The 19,270-nt window shown below is 61.0% G+C and carries 19 protein-coding genes; 7 read left to right on the top strand and 12 right to left on the bottom strand.

Annotated elements, in window-relative coordinates; translation table 11 throughout:
* Positions 1–140: 140 nt before the first annotated feature.
* On the bottom strand, positions 141–1,256 hold the full coding sequence (locus tag VFE81_RS25035) for a succinylglutamate desuccinylase/aspartoacylase family protein (protein ID WP_325047154.1): 1,116 nt from the start codon (positions 1,254–1,256) through the stop codon (positions 141–143).
* Between the two features lie 39 nt (positions 1,257–1,295).
* Positions 1,296–2,063, bottom strand: a complete 768-nt coding sequence (locus tag VFE81_RS25030) for a transporter substrate-binding domain-containing protein (protein ID WP_325047153.1) — start codon at positions 2,061–2,063, stop codon at positions 1,296–1,298.
* 116 nt (positions 2,064–2,179) lie between these two features.
* On the opposite strand from VFE81_RS25030, the gene VFE81_RS25025 reads away from it, so the two are divergent.
* Positions 2,180–3,100: a LysR substrate-binding domain-containing protein gene (locus VFE81_RS25025; RefSeq protein ID WP_325047152.1), complete on the top strand. Its 921-nt coding sequence runs from the start codon at positions 2,180–2,182 to the stop codon at positions 3,098–3,100.
* Positions 3,101–3,243: 143 nt separating this feature from the next.
* Here the strand turns inward: VFE81_RS25025 and lysA are convergent, their stop codons facing one another.
* Complete coding sequence (gene lysA, locus VFE81_RS25020) at positions 3,244–4,485, bottom strand: diaminopimelate decarboxylase (protein ID WP_325047151.1); 1,242 nt, start codon at positions 4,483–4,485, stop codon at positions 3,244–3,246.
* A gap of 112 nt (positions 4,486–4,597) precedes the next feature.
* Between lysA and VFE81_RS25015 the strand changes: the two genes are divergently transcribed.
* Positions 4,598–5,527, top strand: coding sequence for a LysR family transcriptional regulator (locus tag VFE81_RS25015; protein ID WP_325047150.1), 930 nt, complete (start codon positions 4,598–4,600; stop codon positions 5,525–5,527).
* Between the two features lie 57 nt (positions 5,528–5,584).
* A complete protein-coding gene (locus tag VFE81_RS25010; protein WP_325047149.1) occupies positions 5,585–6,430 on the top strand; it encodes an oxidoreductase in 846 nt (281 codons plus the stop codon).
* On the opposite strand, the gene VFE81_RS25005 is transcribed toward VFE81_RS25010, so the two are convergent.
* The 8 genes from VFE81_RS25005 to VFE81_RS24970 all read right to left on the bottom strand — a co-directional run bounded on the left by VFE81_RS25005 (position 6,427) and on the right by VFE81_RS24970 (position 14,283).
* A complete protein-coding gene (locus VFE81_RS25005) occupies positions 6,427–6,843 on the bottom strand; it encodes a rubredoxin (protein ID WP_325047148.1) in 417 nt (138 codons plus the stop codon). The two genes, VFE81_RS25010 and VFE81_RS25005, sit on opposite strands and share 4 nt — an antisense overlap.
* 358 nt (positions 6,844–7,201) lie before the next feature.
* Positions 7,202–8,440, bottom strand: a complete 1,239-nt coding sequence (locus VFE81_RS25000; RefSeq protein WP_325047147.1) for an aromatic ring-hydroxylating dioxygenase subunit alpha — start codon at positions 8,438–8,440, stop codon at positions 7,202–7,204.
* Positions 8,441–8,631: 191 nt separating this feature from the next.
* On the bottom strand, positions 8,632–10,083 hold the full coding sequence (locus VFE81_RS24995) for a glycosyltransferase (protein WP_325047146.1): 1,452 nt from the start codon (positions 10,081–10,083) through the stop codon (positions 8,632–8,634).
* Positions 10,084–10,141: 58 nt separating this feature from the next.
* Positions 10,142–10,741, bottom strand: a complete 600-nt coding sequence (locus tag VFE81_RS24990; protein WP_325047145.1) for a cytochrome b — start codon at positions 10,739–10,741, stop codon at positions 10,142–10,144.
* Positions 10,742–11,022: 281 nt separating this feature from the next.
* Positions 11,023–11,622 carry a uracil-DNA glycosylase family protein gene (locus VFE81_RS24985; RefSeq protein ID WP_325047144.1) on the bottom strand — a complete coding sequence of 200 codons (600 nt, stop codon included), beginning with the start codon at positions 11,620–11,622 and terminating at the stop codon, positions 11,023–11,025.
* A 25-nt stretch (positions 11,623–11,647) separates the two neighbouring features.
* The gene (locus tag VFE81_RS24980; protein WP_325047143.1) at positions 11,648–12,751 is read right to left on the bottom strand and encodes a cyclopropane-fatty-acyl-phospholipid synthase family protein; all 1,104 of its coding nucleotides are present in this window, start codon (positions 12,749–12,751) and stop codon (positions 11,648–11,650) included.
* 66 nt (positions 12,752–12,817) lie between these two features.
* The gene (locus VFE81_RS24975; RefSeq protein WP_325047142.1) at positions 12,818–13,594 is read right to left on the bottom strand and encodes a DUF1295 domain-containing protein; all 777 of its coding nucleotides are present in this window, start codon (positions 13,592–13,594) and stop codon (positions 12,818–12,820) included.
* 86 nt (positions 13,595–13,680) lie between these two features.
* Entirely contained in the window at positions 13,681–14,283 is a 603-nt protein-coding gene (locus VFE81_RS24970; protein WP_325047141.1) for a lipocalin family protein, read from the bottom strand.
* Positions 14,284–14,584: 301 nt separating this feature from the next.
* Between VFE81_RS24970 and VFE81_RS24965 the strand changes: the two genes are divergently transcribed.
* Positions 14,585–14,788 (top strand): DUF3562 domain-containing protein, encoded by a 204-nt coding sequence (locus VFE81_RS24965; protein WP_325047140.1) that lies wholly within the window; start codon positions 14,585–14,587, stop codon positions 14,786–14,788.
* 146 nt (positions 14,789–14,934) lie between these two features.
* Positions 14,935–16,038: an NAD(P)/FAD-dependent oxidoreductase gene (locus tag VFE81_RS24960; protein ID WP_325047139.1), complete on the top strand. Its 1,104-nt coding sequence runs from the start codon at positions 14,935–14,937 to the stop codon at positions 16,036–16,038.
* Here VFE81_RS24960 and VFE81_RS24955 read toward each other — a convergent pair.
* Complete coding sequence (locus VFE81_RS24955) at positions 16,035–17,540, bottom strand: PLP-dependent aminotransferase family protein (RefSeq protein ID WP_325047138.1); 1,506 nt, start codon at positions 17,538–17,540, stop codon at positions 16,035–16,037. The genes VFE81_RS24960 and VFE81_RS24955 overlap by 4 nt on opposite strands.
* Positions 17,541–17,741: 201 nt before the next feature.
* Between VFE81_RS24955 and VFE81_RS24950 the strand changes: the two genes are divergently transcribed.
* Positions 17,742–18,203, top strand: coding sequence for a GNAT family N-acetyltransferase (locus VFE81_RS24950; protein WP_325047137.1), 462 nt, complete (start codon positions 17,742–17,744; stop codon positions 18,201–18,203).
* A 271-nt stretch (positions 18,204–18,474) separates the two neighbouring features.
* Positions 18,475–19,270: Hsp70 family protein (locus tag VFE81_RS24945; protein WP_325047136.1), on the top strand; the 796-nt coding region annotated here is incomplete at its 3' end.

Genomic DNA, 19,270 nt, shown 5'->3' with positions numbered 1-19,270 from the left:
TGCCTACTTTTCTTTGCAGCAGGCAAAGAAAAGTAGGTGCCTGCCCCGCACAGGGGCGACGCTAATAATCCAATAACAAAACAAGGAAAGGCCAACGCCGCAGGCGAATCGCAAAATGCCGCCGCCAAAGGCAAAAAAACTCAGGCCCCTAACAAAACCCCAGTCCTAAAAGCCTTCATCCCTGTGACCCGCCCCAACGGCGCCCCGGTCGTCACAAACCGAATCGCCCGCCGCATATAAAACACACCCTCCGTGTTACTAACAAGCGTAGTCGTCTCATCAGTCAACGGATCGACGATATCGAACAACGGTTGCCCGACACGAATCGTGTCCCCGATCTTCGCGCGATGAATCAGAATCCCGCTAACGGGTGCATAGAACTGCTCACTCCCAGCAAGCGGCGTAGCGGGCGCGAGCAATTCTGGCAAAGGCTTCACATCAAGCTTGATAGCCTTGCGCCAGACCAGATAATCAATCAATGCGTCAGCATCCTCCTGCGCGACTTCATAAGAAACATCCCGCTGCCCACGGCACTCCACCGTCACAGCAATCACTCCATTGGGCACCGGCTTATCCGCAGGCATTTCCTGCTGCAACTTCCACCACAACAAGCTATGCGTCTCATCAAACGACTCACCACCTGAGTTCGTAGCAAGCAACGAAGCCTGCGCGCCCAGATACCGTGACAAAGGCTCAAACTCTGGCCACGCCGCCTCACTGGTATAGAGATGCATCGCCGCTTCCAAAGAGCAATGCAGATCGATCACCACGTCCGCATCGAATGAGAGCCTGAGTAACGCTAACTGCAAAGACTCGAACTCAGTCAACGGCTTCTGTTCAGCCAGTTCAGCAGCGATCAACTCACGAACAATCCGCCGATTCTCCGACGCATCAGAACCCAAAGCCTCCTTAGCCCGCGCCACGAGCTTCGAAAACTGCAGGAAGTGTCGATTAAAGTTCTTGCCGCTACCCAGATCAAAGCGCCCAAGAAACTGCCCAAGCACGTATTGCCCGAGTCCGACAGGATTCGCCACCGGCACCAGCACAATCTCAGCATTCAGCGCGCCCTGCTTCTCCAGTTCGAGCAATCGACGCTTAAGCAAAACCGTCGTCAACATCGCCGGCGTTTCATCAGCATGCAGCGACGACTGGATATAGATCTTTTGACCACTATCCGCAGGGCCAAAATGAAACGACACCAGTTCGCGGTGCGTGCCAATCGCTGGCGATAGAAGCGGAATCGATTGCTTGTTCATGAGCGCAGGAGGTCTATAAAAGAGAAGTAAAACGAAAAATCAATTGCCGTACGGATCGAAGTCGAAATACTTCTTCGCGATCTGCGCGTACGTACCGTCCTTACGCATCGAAGCAATCGCCTCGTTAATGGACGCCTGCACCGCAGTCTCATCCTTGCGCAGACCGATACCCACGCCACGATCCCCCATCGAAAGCGGCTCGCCAACAAACGCGAAACCCTTCCCCGCCGGCGTACGCAAAAAGCCGTAGTCGGCTTCGACGGAACCGAGCAGCGCGCCATCAAGACGACCGTTCTGCAAGTCGGCGAAGACCTCATCCTGACTCTTGTACGCAACCACATGCACGCCAATCGGCGCCCAATTCTTTAGCGCATAGCCTTCGAACTGCGTCCCCGACTGCACGCCGACCTGCTTGCCGGCCAACGCATTCAACCCGCCCGCGAGCGCCGACCCTTGACGCGCGATCAACCGCGATTTGAACTGAAACAGCTTCGACGAAAACAGGATCTGTTGCTCGCGCTTCTCCGTGATCGCCATCGACGAAAGAATCGCATCGATCTTGCGTGCCTGTAGCGCCGGAATCATCCCCGAGAACTCGAGTTCGACCCACTGGCAATGCGCATGGATGCGCCGGCAGATTTCATTGCCAAGATCGACATCGAAACCTTTGAAGCTGCCGTCGGGCGCCTTGGAGTCCATCGGTGGATAAGTCGGATCGATACCGAGGCGCAGTGCGGCGGGGTCGGCGGCAAACGCACCGCTACTAAAAGCCAGCGCGGTGCTCAAGATCATCAACGAGATTTTCATGGGAGGCGGGTGTGAGTTGGGCGGATTACTACAGAGCGATCCTATGCCGTCGCCGCGCCTCAAAGAAGTCCCAAAAGTGATATCATGATCACTTTTACCGATCACTGAGATTCTTCATGGCGTTGACGATCTCCCAGCTACGCGCGTTCACCGCCATTGCCGAGCACGGCAGCATCCGCGCGGCGTCGCGGGCGCTCGGCATCGCCCAGAGCGGCGTCACGCAGCAGTTGCAGAACCTCGAATCGATGCTGGGCGCGACCTTATTCACCCGCACGAACCGTGGAATCGCGCTGACCGCGCTCGGCCAACGCCTGTTGCAGCGCGCCGGCGCGATTCTCGGGGAATGCGAGCGGGCCGAACAGGAAGTGCAGCAATTGCGCGGCGACTATGCGGGCGAGGTCACGTTCGGTATGACCACCGAGCCGCTCATCGACGCCTTCGCCCCGGTGCTGATGGAATTCCGCACGCGCTTCGAGCGAGTCGCGGTGCATTTGCGCACCGGCACTTCGCGGATGATGATCTCCTGGATTCGCGAAGGCACGCTCGATTTCGCCGTCGCACTGGTGTCGAAACATACCGACACGGCCGATCTGTCCGTCACGCCGCTCTATGCGTCCGATCCCGTGATCGTCTGCCGGCGCGGCCATCCGAAAGCGGGCGCAACCTCGCTTGCCGAACTCGTTGACTGCACATGGGTGGCGACGCGCTCGCCGAATCTCACCGACGATCCACAACTCAACCGCCTGAATCATCTGTTGGACAGCCACGGCTTGCCGCCGCCTAAAATCATCGCGACGGTCGAAGGCCTGTACGAGACGTTGCATCTAGTCAGCGCGACGGACTGCCTGTCGCTGGAGGCGTCGGTCGTCGCGAAACGCGGGCCGTTTGCGAGCACGCTCACGTCGATCAATGTGCGCGAGCGCGCGGTCGAACAGAATGTGTGTTTGTTGCAGCGCGCGGCGATTCCCGTCACGCCCGCCGCGCAGGAACTCGCGACAATGATTGCGTCGTACACACGCACGGTGCGGGCACGATAAGCGCCGGGGCATGAGCAACCCGACGATGGCTGCTTTAGCGTCGAATGTGCATTCGCAATGCACAACGCTTGCGGCGGGTTGCATTGCCAGTATTGCCGGCTTGGCGTACGGCAGAGGGTTCGCAGCGGCCACGCACGGCAGAATCAATTTAGCATTTCGAGCGCGATCAACTCTTCGATAACTTGCCGACGCCGAATCAACCGTGGCTTGCCGCTCTCCAGCAACACCTCAGGCGCCAGCGGCCGGCTGTTGTAGTTCGATGACATCGACGCACCGTACGCCCCCGCGTCGTGAAACACGATGAAGTCGCCCACTTCCGGCGTCTGCATGGAGCGGCTCGTGACGACACCACCCGCCGCCTGAGTGAACACATCGCCCGCTTCGCACAACGGCCCGGCCACCGCGAAAGCTCCACTCGGCGCTTCGCTCGGCGTGCCATTGCCTTTCACCACCGTCATCTCATGATGGCTGCCGTAAAACGACGGCCTCACCAGATCGTTGAAACCCGCATCAACCAGGGCGAACTGCCGGTTCGGCCGCCGGCTCAGCGCGTGCACCTCGGCAACCAGCACACCGGCTTCGGCGACGAGAAAGCGCCCCGGCTCGATCTCCAGCCTCACGCGATGTCCGAGATGCGCTTCGATCTGCTGCCGCGCTGTGTCCCACAGACGAAAGTAATGCTCGACGTCAATCCGCGGTTCGCCCTCGGTGTAAGGCACCGATAGACCACCGCCAGCCGAAATCGCTTCGATATCGTGGCCTAAGCCTTGCACGGCTTCAACCATCGCGTCGCACACGCGCGATAGATGCGTGTAATCGACGCCAGAGCCGATATGCATATGCAATCCAACCAGCTTCAGGCCGTAACGGCGCACGATGGCTATCGCCAGCGGCACATCGTCGAGCCAGATACCGTGCTTGCTATGCTCGCCGCCTGTGTTGGTCTTGTTGCTGTGTCCGTGGCCGAAACCAGGATTGACCCGCAGCCACACACGGTGACCTTCAGGCGCATGCTGCCCCACACGTTCAAGCATATCGAGCGAACCGGCATTGACCGTGATGCGATGCTCGAGCACGGCGGCGAGCGTCGCGTGATCGACAAGATCCGCCGTGAAAACCACGCCCTCGGGATCGCCATCTGGTGTGAAGCCCGCCGCGAGACTGCGCGCGATTTCGCCTAGAGACACCGCATCGACCATCGCCCCTTCGTCTCGCATCAGCTTCAGGATGTGGACGTTCGAACACGCCTTCTGCGCATAGCGGATTACGTCGAAGCTGCGTAATTCGGCGATACGTTGGCGGATTACGTCGGCGTCGTAGATCCAAAGCGGCGTGCCGTGCTGTTGCGCGAGTTCGACGAGTTGTTGTGGATTGAAAGTGGTCACGATTCGCGGTTCTCTATATCGAAGCATTGGTGTGAACCACATAATGCTGAAAACCATTCATTCAGTAAAATACCTATTCTTTGCCAATCCATTCATTCCTGATATAGGCACCATGGCGCTCACTCATCGACATATCGAAGTCTTCCGCGCGTTGATGACGGCAGGCAGCGTCACTAAAGCGGCCGAGATGCTCTTCACCTCGCAACCCACGGTAAGCCGCGAACTTGCGCGTATGGAGCAAAGCATCGGTTTTGCCTTGTTCGAACGTGTGCAAGGTCGATTGCGTCCAACCATGTCCGCGTTGACGCTATTCGACGAAATCAAGCGCACGTATATCGGGCTCGAACGGGTGGCGTCCACGGCGGCAAGCCTGCGTGAATTTCAGGGCGGCCAGCTTTCCATCATCGCGTTGCCCGCGTTCTCGCATTCGATCCTGCCGGGCGCATCGAAACGCTTTCACGATGCCCAGCCCGGCGTAAGCCTCTCGATCGCAACGCAGGAATCGCCGTTTCTCGAAGAATGGCTGACCGCGCAGCGCTACGACCTCGGCCTGACCGAGCACGGCGCGCCGCCAGCTGGGACACGTCTCACGCCCTTGCTCGAAGTGGACGAAGTCTGCGTGCTGCCCGATGGGCATCCGTTGCTCGCAAAGCGCGTGATCGAGTTGAAGGATTTCGCGAATCAACCCTTCATCAGCCTGTCGTCGAACGATCCGTATCGAATTCAGATCGACGAAGCCTTCGCGCAAGCGGGCATCGCGCGCCGCCAGATCATCGAGACGCCCACCGCCGTCTCCGTTTGCAGTTTCGTGCGGCAAGGCCTCGGCGTGGCCATCGTCAATCCGCTTACCGCGTTGGATTTCGTGGGCCGCAATCTCCATATCCGGCCGCTCGGCTTGTCGCTGCCGTTTCGGGTGAGCGTGGTTCATCCGGAGCATCGTCCGAGCCATCCGCTGGCTGGCGCGTTCGTTGAAGCGCTGCAAAGCGAAGCCGACTCGCTACGACTACAATTGAAAACCCACACAAGACGTAAGCAGCATTAAGGGCGCTGTTCGACGATCGGTCCGCGCCACGTTGGCCCATCAACAGGAGTTTCCCAAATGATGAATCGAGACAATCCCGTCTGGCTGATTACAGGCTGTTCCACCGGCTTCGGCCGCGAATTGGCAAAGCTGGTGCTGGAGCGCGGCTGGCGCGCGGTGGTCACCGCGCGTGACCCGTCGAAAGTGAAAGATATCGCCGAAGCACACGGCGATCGCGCGCTGGTTCTGCCGCTCGATGTGATGAACCGCGAGCAAATCGAAGACGTCGTCACGCAAGCCAAACAGCGTTTCGGGCGCATCGACGCGCTCGTCAATAATGCGGGTTATGGCTATCTGGCCGCGATCGAAGAAGGCGAGGACGACGAAGTCCGCGCCATGTTCGAGACCAATGTGTTCGGTCTGGTCGATATAACGAAGGCGGTGCTGCCGATCATGCGTGAGCAGCACAGTGGCTTGATCGTGAACGTGTCGTCGATTGGCGGCATTACCAGTTTCGCCGCGACCGGCTACTACCACGCCACCAAATACGCGGTGGAAGGCTTGTCCGAATCACTCGCGGCGGAGGTGAAGCCGCTCGGCATCGACGTCTTGATCGTCGAGCCCGGCCCATTCCGTACGAACTGGGCGGGTCCGTCGATCAAGCAATCGGCAACGGTGATCGACGACTATGCGGGCACGGCCGGCGAGCGCCGCAAGCAGACCGAGGCGCGTAGCGGCAAGCAGGCGGGTGATCCGGTGCGCGCCGCGCAAGCCATCATCGACGCTGCGCTGTCGGACCAGCCGCCGCTGCGTTTGCTGCTCGGCAAGGCCGCGCTCGAACTGGCGCGCAAGAAGCTGGACTTCATGCGCGGCGACTTCGATGGCTGGGAGGCCACAACGGTCGGCGCGGATTTTCCGGCTTAAAACTCGACCAACGCAAAATCTTCCTTGCCTACGTCGCACAGTGGACAGCGCCAGTCGGCCGGGACATCCGCCCAGTGGGTGCCCGGCGCAATACCTTCTTCCGGCAAGCCGGCGGCTTCATCGTAGATCCAGCCGCAGATCACGCAGACCCATTGTTTGAAATCGTCCGCAGAGGCGGCGCTTTCTACCGCCGCATGCGGTGCAGCGACCGCTTGCGACGCGGTCGTCTCGTCGAGGCTCACCACCAAAGGCGCGGCCGTCCCCACACTGCTTTCAGCAAGGCGTGCCTGCAGGCTTTCCAACAGCCGTTGCGCTTCGACCTGCGTCAAATCGATCCAATACGGATCGCCGGCACCGTCGTTGAGCCGCTCGGGGGCAAACTGGATTTCTACGGCTACGCCCTTCTTATACATGGCAAATCGGAATATCGATGAAGCCGGCGGCGAGCGCCGGCATAGGGTCGGATGCTTGAAGCGAGGGTTTCCCGGCAGGCTTAGGCGAACTGGTTCAGCACGATGGCTGCGATCAGTCCGGCGGCGCCGATGAGGCCCAGCAATTGCAGCAGAGTCAGGGATTTACGGGATGCGGAGGGGATGTGTTGCGTAGTCACGGGGCGTTCTCAAATATCGGAAAAAGCGAAATGGTACACGGGTGTGAGGCCGCCGCATCTCGATTGGCGCAAACCCGCGTGTGTTAGATGCCATTATCGCTGCTCGATCGGCCCGGATTCCCTACCGGGTGGAGATGGATTCATTCCCACCGACCGAAATATCAGGTATTCGACAAGGGGTTACCGTGACGCGAATCCCAAAAGCGGATCACCGCGCCGCCGCCCGTGCCGGCACCCACCACCTGATCCGGCGCACCGCTCTCGCGCAGCAACGCGCGTAGTTCGTTGATGACTGGAAACACCTCGTGATTCCAGTCCGCGCCCTGCGAATCGTGCGCACGTTGTTCGGCTTCGACGATCTCGCGGTCTTCCTTGAAGATGCGTTCGGTGAACCACACGAGCAGCGGCCAGGCGAGATTCAGCACGCCCGGAATACCCGGTTTGCGAATCGACAGCAGGCCAAACGTGCGGTTGGTGCGCTGCTCGCGATCGAGCGGCACGTAGACGATCCACAAATTCATCACCAGCGTCTGATCGGACGTGCGGATCTGCAGCGTCTGATACGGATACTCGGTGCGGATCGTCATCACGTCCTTGTCGTTGTCGCCGCCGGTCTTACGGCTCTGGCCGAACACGATCGCTTCGCCGATCGGCTGCTGGCCGGCCATGCGCGCAAACGTGTAATCGACTTCGACCCAGCCTTCGCCGCGCCGCCGTCCCAGCGATCGCGCGCGCATCTGACCCATCTGCCGGCGATGCAGGAACTGATGGTTCATATCCATCAGGTTCTCGTGCATGAACGAATAATGGCAATTCACCGGGCGGCCGAAACGGCGCGTCTTGTACTTCTTGTCGGAGACAGACCCGAACGCGGGCAGCGACCGTATTTCGGCTAGGGCAGCATCGCCGGGAAACACGAAAATCAGGCCCTCGACTTCGCGGCACGGATAGGAACGCACGCCATTCGGCAGACGATCGCGGCCCAGATACGGCACGTCGATACACGTACCCGAACAGTCGTAGGTCCAACCGTGATAGCCGCAACGGATCGATTCGCCGTCCACCACACCCTGATGCAACGGCACCTGACGATGCGCGCAACGATCTTCGAGCGCGAACACCTTGCCGGACTCCGTACGCGCCAGCACGATCGGGTCGCCCGCGAACGTCACACCATGCGTCTTGCCCCGCTTCACTTCATGCGACCACGCTAGCGGATACCAGTAGTCAGGGTGAATACCGACGCGGCGCAGATCGCGCACCGGGGCGCCATTGGCGGCCTGATCCGGCGCATGTGCAGGCGCGGCGGTTGGGGCGTGGGTTTGCGCGGCTGCATGAGCAGCCGACGTATCGGCCGGCGCATCGACGATGTCTTGTTCGAGCGGGGGAACAGCATGCATAGGTGGAGCCTCCGTGCACGAGCGGATAGAAGGTTGGCGCCCTGCATTTCGCAGGCCGACATCGTTGCACAGTCTACTCGAACCTGCAGCGGCATGGTTCCGTTCGCCGCCCGCCAATTTCCGCTGCGCCGCCTATGGGCACGATCGCGCCTGCCTGTCGCGCTGCATGCGCCAAATAAGGCGACCGGCTGCTAGTTTTCGTCGCGCGTCACGAGCCCGGAGCGGCGTTGCACGCCCCACGAGCGTCCGCCACGCAGGAAATGCAGCCAGCCAAGCAGGGCGCCGACATGGCGCACCAACTGGAACGTAAACGGCTCGGCGATCGCCGCGAGCATCGCCATCCACAAACTGGCGCGGGTGCGCTCGCCGGTCCAGCGGCGGTACAGATTGATACACCAGAGATAAAACGCGAGATCGATCGCCGTTTTGAGGCCGATCACGCTGAAAATCGACACGACGATCGCGCCATGCCCGCCAAACACAAAGCCGAGCAACAGCGCGAAGGCGGTCAGCCCGTAAATCGGCTGCATCGTATCGATGGCCTTGACCGGCAGCATCAGCATACCCATCGTGCCGTAACGCGGGTTGCCGGTCATGTCGCGGTTCCAGTATTGCGTTTGCAGGAAGCCCGCGAACCAGCGGCGGCGCTGCCGCAGGAAACTGCCGAGGTTGTCCGGTGCATCGGTATGCGCATGGGCATTGCCCACCACGCGCACGTCCCAGCCGAGACCATGATCGACCGAATAGCGGCGCAGCCGATGAATCAGTTCGTAGTCTTCGACCAGACACTGCGGATCGAAGCCGCCCACGTCCACCAGCGCGTCGCGCTTGAACGACGCGAAGGCGCCTGAAATCAGCAGCAAACTGTCGGCTCGCATCCACGCAAAGCGGGCGATGAAGTTGCGCATGTACTCGTAGGTCTGGAACCACTGGAACACGCGGCCCGACACCGATTTGCCGCACACCGGCACCAGAATGCCAGCCGCCGCGACCAGCTTCGGCTCGCTCGCGAAGGCAGCGCGCATCGCATAGGTCGCGTCGTCGTCGAGCAGCGTGTCCGCGTCGACGGTCATGACGGTCTCGGTGGTCATGATCGTGATGGCAGCGTTGAGCGCACGAGCCTTGCCGCCGTGCGGCACGCGCAACCAGTACAGATTCGGGTATAGCGAGCTCGGCGCGCTCAGCACGCCGTCGGCTGCGGCAACCAGGCCAAAGCGTTCGGTGAGCAGCGCGTGGGTGGTATCCGTGGAACCGTCGTCGGCGATCACGATTTGCGCCGGGCCATGCGTCTGGCGTAACAACGCCGCGAGCGTGACCGGCAACACCGCTGCCTCGTTATGCGACGCAACGATCACACCCATGCTCGGCAATCTCCGCGCATCGAAGTCAGGCTCGAGCGGCGGTGTGGGCCGCATCAGCGGCAGCGTTTTCCACGTGACGAAGGCAAGCAGCAACGTGTCGTACACGACATAGGCAATACCCGTCGACCACGCCACCACACCTTGCAGAAAGAATGCGCGGGCGAACAGCAGCAACCACAACACAACAACGCTGAAATGAATCAGCGTGCTTAGCAGCGTAGTGGGACGCGGCAGAATGCGCGGGGATGCAAGGGCGAGCGCCTGTTCCAGAGTTTTCTTCAAAACGACTGCTAAGTCCGTCGAGGGTGCGGTTATTAGATGGAAAGTAGCGTGGCCGTGCTTACGGCACCATGCGTTTCAGAACCGACTTGCGATCGATCCACTGATGTTTCAACGCGCCGCCGATATGCATTGCCAGCAACGCATACAGCGCGTAGCCGAGCCATGTATGCAAGGCGCCGAAGCGGTCGTGCAAGGTCTCCTTAAGCGCCGGATCGAGATTCATCACATAGCCGATGCGCGGCCAGGAGAACAGGTTGAACAGGCGCATGGGATGCGTGGCGGCATCTTTCCACGCGGAATCGTGCAACCAGCCGGACAGCGGCAGCGCAATCATCAGCAGATACAGCAGGAAATGGGCGACATGCGCGGCGATCTTCTCCCACGACGGAAACTCTCGCGGCAACGGCGGCGGCTTGTGCGAGACGCGCCACAAGATGCGCATCAGCGCGAGACCGAGCACCGTGATGCCGATCGACTTGTGGGTATCGACCACCGGACGCACCCAGTCATCGGGCCATGATTCCGCGGTCAGGCCAAGGACGACATTGACGATCATCAGCAGCGCGATCAGCCAGTGCAGCGTCATCGCCGTGCGGGTATAGCGCGACGGCAGTGGCGTGCCGGTCGAATCGGTCAGGGAGTCGGCGTGAGTATTCATCGGTCGTTCCGTCGGCAAATGGGTTTCTTGCGAAAGCTGTTTGAAAATGCAGCCATACCGCCGCGATATATCTGCTCGCGCCGACGGTATGAGGCAAACGCATTAGTGTGACGTTTTATTCCACCGGGCGCTGGGCGATGTGTTTCAGATTATTTCGACGGCACGCGGCGTGCGCAGCCTGACATGCTCTGAAATGCTCTGAACGCGCATGCCGACGGGCGTTGCGCGATCAACGCGGTGGACTCGATCCGCTCGTCGAGCCGGCACGAAGCGAGGTGGAATCACGCCTTTAGCGCCGCGGCAACCCGAGTCCGCAAAGTCGGCAACACTTCCGCTTCGAACCACGGATTGCGCTTGAACCAGGCGATATTGCGCGGCGATGGATGCGGAAGCGGCACCACGTTGGGGCCATATTCCCGCCAGCGCAGCAGCGTATCGGTTAGCGTCGGCCCGAATGCATCACCGAGACCAAAACGCTGTGCGTATTGGCCAATCAGCAACGTGAGGCGCACCTCGCGCAACTGGGCGAGCAAGGCCTGATGCCAGTGCGCGGCACATTCAGGGCGCGGCGGCAGATCGCCACTCGCGCCTTTGCCCGGAAAGCAGAACCCCATCGGCACGACTGCAAACTTCGAGGGGTCGTAGAAAGTCTCGTCGGAAACCTCGAGCCACTTGCGCAAACGTGCACCGCTCGCATCGCTCCATGGAATGCCCGAAGCATGCACGCGCGCGCCGGGCGCCTGGCCGATGATCAGAATGCGCGAGTCAGCAGACGCCACCACGACCGGTCGCGGCGCATGCGGCAGCACCGGCGCGCACACCGTACAGGCGCGAATGTCGTGCAATAACGTGGTCAGTAAAATGGGTTTCCTTACGTTCATACCATGGCGCGGGTCAGGATTCAGTTTAGCGCTTCACAAACCGATAGTGTCCCACGCCCCACTCGTTCCCATTCGCGTAACCGAACAGCTCGGCCACGGCCATGTAAAACATTCGCCACCGCTGCAGCCACACAGCCGCATCGCGCGCGCCATATGTATCGACGAGCATCGGCATCACACGATCACGCGCCGCATCGAGAGCGGCGAGCCACTGATTCGCCGTGCGCTCGTAATGCGTACCGCTCACCCACCACTGGCGCTCCATGCGCAGATCGTCCTGGAAGTTCAGCAGGAGCGCTTCGGACGGCATCGTGCCGCCCGTGAAAAAATACTTCGACATCCAGTCGCTGCCATCCTGCACCTGAAAGTGATACGCAAGCGTGCGATGCACGAAGATATGCACGAACAGCTTCGCCTCGTCGCGCATCCAGCGGGAAATTTTTTCGAGCAGCAGCCCATAGTTCTTCATATGCTCGAACATCTCGATCGACACCACGCGATCGAAACCGCCGCCAAGCTGCGCTTCGTCGAATTCGAAATCGACGACATTGCCCGTGACCACCACAAGGTTCTGCAAACCGGACTCCGCTGCGCGCGCTTCGATAAACATGCGCTGCCCATGCGAGTTCGATAGCGCGACGATCTGGGCGCGCGGATAACGCGCCGCCAGCCACAACGACAACGAGCCCCACCCGCAACCGAGATCGAGAATCCGCTGACCATCGGCCAGTTCCGCGCGCTCGGCGTAGCGCTCGAGCATCGCCGCTTCGGCTTGTGCGAGCGTCTCGTTGCCGCTCGGGTACAAGCAGCATGAATACTTCAGATGCGGTCCGAGATGCGCATGGAAGAATGACGCCGGCACCTCGTAATGCTGCGTGTTGGCGGCCTGCGTTTCGATGGCGATCGGACTCGCGCCCAAATCGTCCAGCAGACGGTTGAGCCGTTGCGCGCGCAACTCGCCGTTGTCGATCGCTTCGTCGCGCAAACGCTGGCGCATCAGTTGGCGCATGCCAAAACGGATCAGGCTGTCGGGCAACCAGCCGCGTTCGCAGCTCTGGATCAGCCAGCCGTCGCGGGGCTCAGCGGGCGACGATGGCGGCATCGTATGGTCGGTAGTGGAAAGGCTCATGAAACTGACTCCCTATCGTTTCTTCTGGACTTTCTGAACATTTGCACGCGTCGCGGCTGTTTCGTCTCAACGCCGCGGCGGCCACGGAATCAGCGCGCTGGTAGTGCGCATGTAATCGGCGTAACCGATGCGCCGTTTCGCCATGCTTTCTTCGAGCAGCGGAATGCCGGAAAGCTTCAGCAGCAGAAACGCCATCAGCACCGGCGGCAATAACGTGAACCAACCCCAGGGCGTGCCGATCGACAGCGCAATGTAAGCAAGCCAATGCACGCATTCAAAGAAGTAGTTCGGATGCCTCGAATAACGCCACAAGCCGACGCGGCACACGCTGTCGTGATTGGCCGGATCCTGCGCGAAGCGTTTGAGTTGCCGGTCCGCAAGGCCTTCGCCGGCTACCGAGACGATCCACAGTACAACCGCCAGTACGATCCATCCAATGGCCGGTGGACTGCTCCGGTACGACGGCACCAGGAATGCGATCGACAGCAGCATCGACACCACGACTTGCGCTTGGAAAAACCAGAACATCTTGCTGGCGGCCTGGTTGCCCCATTCTTCACGGAAGCGGCGATAGCGCGCGTCTTCAGGCTTGCCGTAGTTGCGTTTCCACAGATGCGTGCCGAGTCGCACGCCCCAAACCAGACCACCCAGCGCAGTCAGTGCGCGCGACACTGGGTCGCCTGGGCTGAGCACGGCGTAGAGCACCGCGACCAGCCCGAGCGAATAGGCCCAGACCGGGTCGACCATGCCGGCGTTCGCAGTCTTCAGCTGCCATCCCCAGACGGCGCTGAAAATCACGACGAGCCCGATCAGGGCGATCACGGCGGCGGCAAGTGGCGGCATGGGGCCCCCATTTAATGGCGATGCGAGATATACGCTGTAAGGGCACGATCGGATGCGGCCGTCGCGGCATCCGATCATGCCCGGTGTTAGTCCTTGTCACCCGGCGAGGCGAAGCCTTCTTTGCCGAGCTGGTCGGGACGCTGCGGCACGCGCCTGAAGCGCGACGTGTCGTAGCCCATCGCATCGAGCCGCGCGAGAAGCGCCCGATAGGTATCGTCGCTCATGTCGGGCTCACGCGAAAAAATCCAGCCGAGGTTTTTGCCGGGGTAACCCAGAATCGTGTAGTGATAATCGGGGTCGACGTAGAGCGTCAGCTGCGTCACGTGAACCGGCCAGAACAGTTGCACGCTCCATTCGCCACCTTCTTTGCCAGGCACCGGCGTGTCGAGGAACTGATAGTGCTTTTCCGGCGCGTCGAAGCTTTTCTTGCGAGCGTAATACGAATCGTCGATCTTGCCGTCCGGCCGCAGTTTCCATTCCGCGCGGCTGCCCACCATGTCGCGTTCGGCGAAATATGGGATGTTGGCGATGATGTACCAGCTTCCCATATACCGGGGCAGATCGACGGGTACCGTCGCGAGCGGTTTGCCGGCGCGCGGGTTGGGATTGGGTGGGTCGTTGGAGCACCCCGCAAGGGACAGCAGCAAAACGGTCGCAACAGCAGCGGCGGCATAGATAAAACGGCGCATGGCGAGGGCCTCGGACAAAGCGGTAATGAACGTATTACGCTCTGCCGGGCCGGATGGATGCGCTCGAGCGGGATTTCCGCTCCAAACGCCTGCTCCACGGAGTTAGGCGTCCGCGGCCCGATAGCTGTATCGTGTCGGCGGGGGTGTGCGGCAGTGCAAGACAAAAATCTCTGTGAAACGGTTCACGCGATAGATCGATTCAATTGGCATCGCGGCCAATCGCATCCTGTAATGAAACTCCTGTCGTGCGTGCGTGTTCCTTGCAATTCCCCTACCCACCCCGCTTTCCCCGGAGAGATCCATGTCCCAACCCGAGCCTAATGTCGACGAAGTGGTGAGAAGCATCGCAGAGGAAACCGACACGCCCACGGAAACGGTTTCGAAGATGTATGCCGACACACTCGCCGACTACCGGCACGAAGCGCGTGTGTTCGACTACGTGCCGCTGTTCGCCGCGAAGAAAGTACGCGACAAGCTGCGCCATCCGTCGAAACACCAACATTGATACGGCGGCGCGCGGAGACCACCGCCTGCCTGGCAGCACGATGAATCGACCCCGCTGGCTCGCGTGGCGATTCGCTAGAACACGTACCGGTTTATTTTTCCCACTGCTAGACTCTGACCCGGATACATCGACTCGGGGGAGATGGCATGCGGGTGACAATCGTAGGCGCGGGCATTGCGGGCTTGAGCACCGCGTGGTCGCTCGCAAAGCTCGGACACGACATCACCCTGATCGAGCAGGGCGCGATTCCGAATCCACTCGCCGCCTCGGGCGACCGGCATCGAATGATCCGTCGTGCTTATGGTGATGCCGACGGTTACGCACGCACCATCGCCGAGGCGTTCGATAGTTGGGATCTGCTGTGGAATGATCTGGGCGTATCCCACTATGCGAACTGCGGCGTGCTCGGCATTTCGCAGCGCGCGGGCGACGGCGCCGAACGCTTCCGCGCCGGCCTCGACCGGATGAAATTCGAATATGAACAACTCGATCCGCTCGAAGCGGCCGAGCGTTATCCGTTTCTCGACCCCGCCACGTTTCGCTACGCCTACCTCGATCACGATGGCGGCGCGCTATTTAGCGAACGCATTGCACGCGACATGAAAGCGTGGCTCAAGATGCGCGGCGCCGAGGTTCGCACACATACCAAGGTGCTCGCGGTCGATGCGCATACTGCCTCCGTGCGGCTCGAAGACGACACCCTTATTGCTGCCGACCGGCTCGTGGTCACGGCCGGCGCGTGGACGCTGCAACTCTTCCCCGCGCTCGCCGAAAACCTGATGACTTATCGCAACGCGGTCGCGTATATGGAGCCGCCCGCCGATCTGGAGGACGCATGGTCGAATGCGCCCGCTATCGTCGATATCGGCGGCGATAGCGACGGTTACGTGCTGCCGCCGGTCGACGGCGTCGGCCTGAAGTTTGGCGCCGGTGCGCACCGATCCATTGCGCCTGATCCTGACGCCAATCGCGTCGCGGCGCCCGGAGAAGGCGACAGTCTGCGCCGGTTGTTTTCACCGCCGTTCAGCCGCATCGACGACTATACGGTGACCGAAGTCAAAACCTGCGCCTACACGTTCACGGCGGACAAACGCTTTTTTTCGAAGCGCATTGGCAACACGCTGGTGGTGTCGGCATGCTCGGGCCACGGCTATAAATTCGGCGCGGCAGTCGGGCGTCGGGTCGCGCAAGCGCTGGATTCCGATGACGACGCCATGCTCACGCGTTGGCTTAGGGCGGAAACGGTCTAGCTTTCTTTCTTCACAACAACGAGACGTTCGCGGTCTAGCCCACGCACCACGGCGGCGAGTCGCGCCACCAGCGCGTCTGCTTCGTGCGGTTTGATACCCGCGTAGCCCAGCATAAAACCGTTGTAGCGCGCGGCGTCTTTAGCAGGTGCCTGACAAAAAGCGCTTAACGCGGCGATACGCAAACCGTGCTCGCGCGTCGCTGCACTCACGTCCTGATCGCGCAGCGGCACATCGAGCCGCACCGTCAGATGCATACCGCCGCCGTCGGACGAAACCGTCACCAGGTCGCCCATGTGCCGCTCGATCGCGGTCACCAGTGCGGCACGGCGCTGCTGATAGAGACGCCGCATGCGCCGCAGATGCCGCGCATATTTCCCGCTGTCGATGAAATCGGCCAATGCGATCTGTTCCGCCACGCGCCCTTGTCGCGCGATCTCGCTGAGCGCCTCGTCGATGTCGGCAACGAGATGCGCCGGCACGACCATGAAGCCCATGCGCAGCGCCGGAAACATCGTCTTGCTGAAGGTGCCGAGGTAAATCACCGGCGTGTTGGCCGCGAGGCCCTGAATCGACGGCAACGGCGGACCGCTGTGGCGCAGTTCGCTGTCATAGTCGTCCTCGATAATCCATGCGCCGCGCGCCACGGCGTTCTCGATGATCGACCAGCGCCGTTCCAGACTCAGCACGCTGCCAAGCGGATATTGATGCGAGGGCGTGATGTACATCAGGCGTGGCGGCGTCTGTTCCCAGTGATCGGGCGTCGGCGCCATGCCGGCGGCATCGACCGGAATCGGCACCAGCTGCAAACCGGCGGCCTGAAACGCAGCCTTCGCGCCGTGATAGCCGGGATCCTCGACCCAGACGCTGTCGCCGGGGTCGGCCAGCATGCACGCGCATAGATCGAGACTCGCCTGCGTGCCCGAGGTGACGAACACTTGCTCCGCGGAACATCGCACGCCGCGCGACACGCGCACGTATTCGGCAATCGAGCGGCGCAATGCGGGGTGCCCAGCGTTATTGCCGTAGCCGAGTTCGCTCGGCTCGACCGAGCGCCATGCGCGCTCCATTGAAGCACGCCATTGCGCGAGTGGGAATTCATCGAGTGCGGGCACGCCGGGACGAAACGGCGTGGGGTCATCGGGACTCGTGCGTTCACGCGGCAGCTCCGCAACGCGGCGTGACAGGCGGTTTTCAGGCGTCTGCACGCCGCCGCTTGCTGTGGCGATTGAAGTACCCGAACCGCTCACCATGCTGACGATGGAACCATGCCGGCTCGCCGTGATGAAGCCCTCTTCGGTGAGCCGTTCGTATGCGTAGAGCACCGAGTTGCGTGCAATGCCCAATTGTTCGGCGAGCGCTCGCGTGGCGAGAAGACGGCTGCCGTGGCGGATATCGCCATCAAGAATAGCGCGGCGCAAACTCTCGTAGAGCAAGTCCTGCTGCGTGAGCTTGCGCCCACCCATCGCACGCTCGACGTTCGACATCAACAGACCGTAGTCCAAATTCGTGGCTCCAAATTCTGGTCGCATTGTGGGGCTAACAATGGTGCCATAAATTTCTTATGCTGACGGTTCTACCGCAACAGCCGTCAGCGAAGAAGATCGTGAGCAGGCGTTCAGCGCCACCGTCTATGCTTGTTCAACTCAGCCGTAGCGGTGACGATCCGCTCGCCCGCAACTATAACCAAACAAGGAGCCACACCCATGTCCGATTCGATTCAAATCCGCCCCGTCACGCCGGCCGACTTCGACGCCTGGCTGCCGCTGTGGGACGCCTACAACGCGTTCTACGGACGCTCGGGCGAAACGGCATTGCCGCGCGAGATCACGCAGGTTACGTGGGGGCGTTTCTTCGACGGCTACGAGCCGATGCACGCGATGGTCGCCGAACGCAATGGCCAGTTACTCGGCCTCGTGCACTTCCTGTACCACCGCCACACCACCATGGTGGCGCCAACCTGCTATCTGCAAGATCTCTACACGCTGGAGTCAGAGCGCGGCAAAGGCGTCGGCCGTGCACTGATCGAAGCGGTGTATGCCCGCGCCAAGGCTGACGGTTTGCAGCGAGTCTATTGGCAGACGCATGAGACGAATCACACGGCGATGAAGCTGTACGACAAGGTCGCGGAGCATTCCGGTTTCGTGGTCTACCGCAAGGCGTTGTAACGTCCCACTATGCGCCCGCCTGGCGGGCGTTCGACTCATCTCCTCGCGCCGCCCAGCCACGGGCGGCGCACAGCATTCGCATGCCCGGCCGCCTGTTCGGCCGCCATGCGAGTCGCCTCTCTTGCACCGATTCGGTTCGCAGTCGCCCCCCTCTCCGCTCAAGTTTGCATGCAGCCTGCCGTTATCGCCATTGGACGGAGCGCCATCTGGCGCCCACGCGACCTTGGGCGATCTCCTCACGGAGGGACGCAAAACGAATCGGAAACTGTACATGCCTTCGATTATCGGCATCGATCTTGGAACCACGCATAGTCTCGCCGCGCTCTGGCATGACAACAAGGCTGTCCTCATCCCGAATGCATTGGGCGACGTGCTGACGCCTTCGTGTGTCTCTATCGACGACGACGGCTCGATCCTTGTCGGCCGTCCCGCTCACGATCGCTTGCATACGCATCCCGAACGCACCGCCGCGAACTTCAAACGCTACATGGGCACGAATCGCAGCGTGTCACTCGGTGTGCAGACACTGCGTCCGGAAGAACTGTCTTCGCTCGTGCTCAAATCGTTGAAAGCCGATGCCGAGGCGTTTCTCGGCGAAGCGGTACACGACGTCGTGATCGCCGTGCCCGCTTATTTCAGCGACGCGCAACGCAAAGCCACGCGCATCGCCGGCGAACTGGCCGGGCTCAATGTGCTGCGTCTCGTCAACGAACCGACTGCGGCTGCGCTCGCGTACGGCGTGCATCAGCGCGACAGCGAACGCAAGTTCCTGATCTTCGATCTGGGCGGCGGCACGTTCGATGTCTCGGTGCTCGACTTCTTCGAAGATGTCATGGAAGTGCGCGCGAGCACGGGTGACAATTTTCTGGGCGGTGAAGATTTCACCGAAGCGCTCGTCGAATTGTTCTGCCAGCGCAATAGTCTTCGGGCTACGCTGAAGAACCGCCGTTTTCGCCGACGATTCGCTGCGGAATTTCTGAATGCGAGATCAGCGACGCGACTGGTTCAATTTTCTGGCCCTGAAGGGCCTTTTAATCGGGTCTCTCGCCCCATTTTGGCCGCTCATG

The organism is Paraburkholderia sp., assembly GCF_035656215.1.
Lineage (GTDB): Bacteria > Pseudomonadota > Gammaproteobacteria > Burkholderiales > Burkholderiaceae > Paraburkholderia.
Note: the sequence above shows the minus strand (reverse complement) of the source record. Positions and strands in the feature narration are given on the sequence as shown.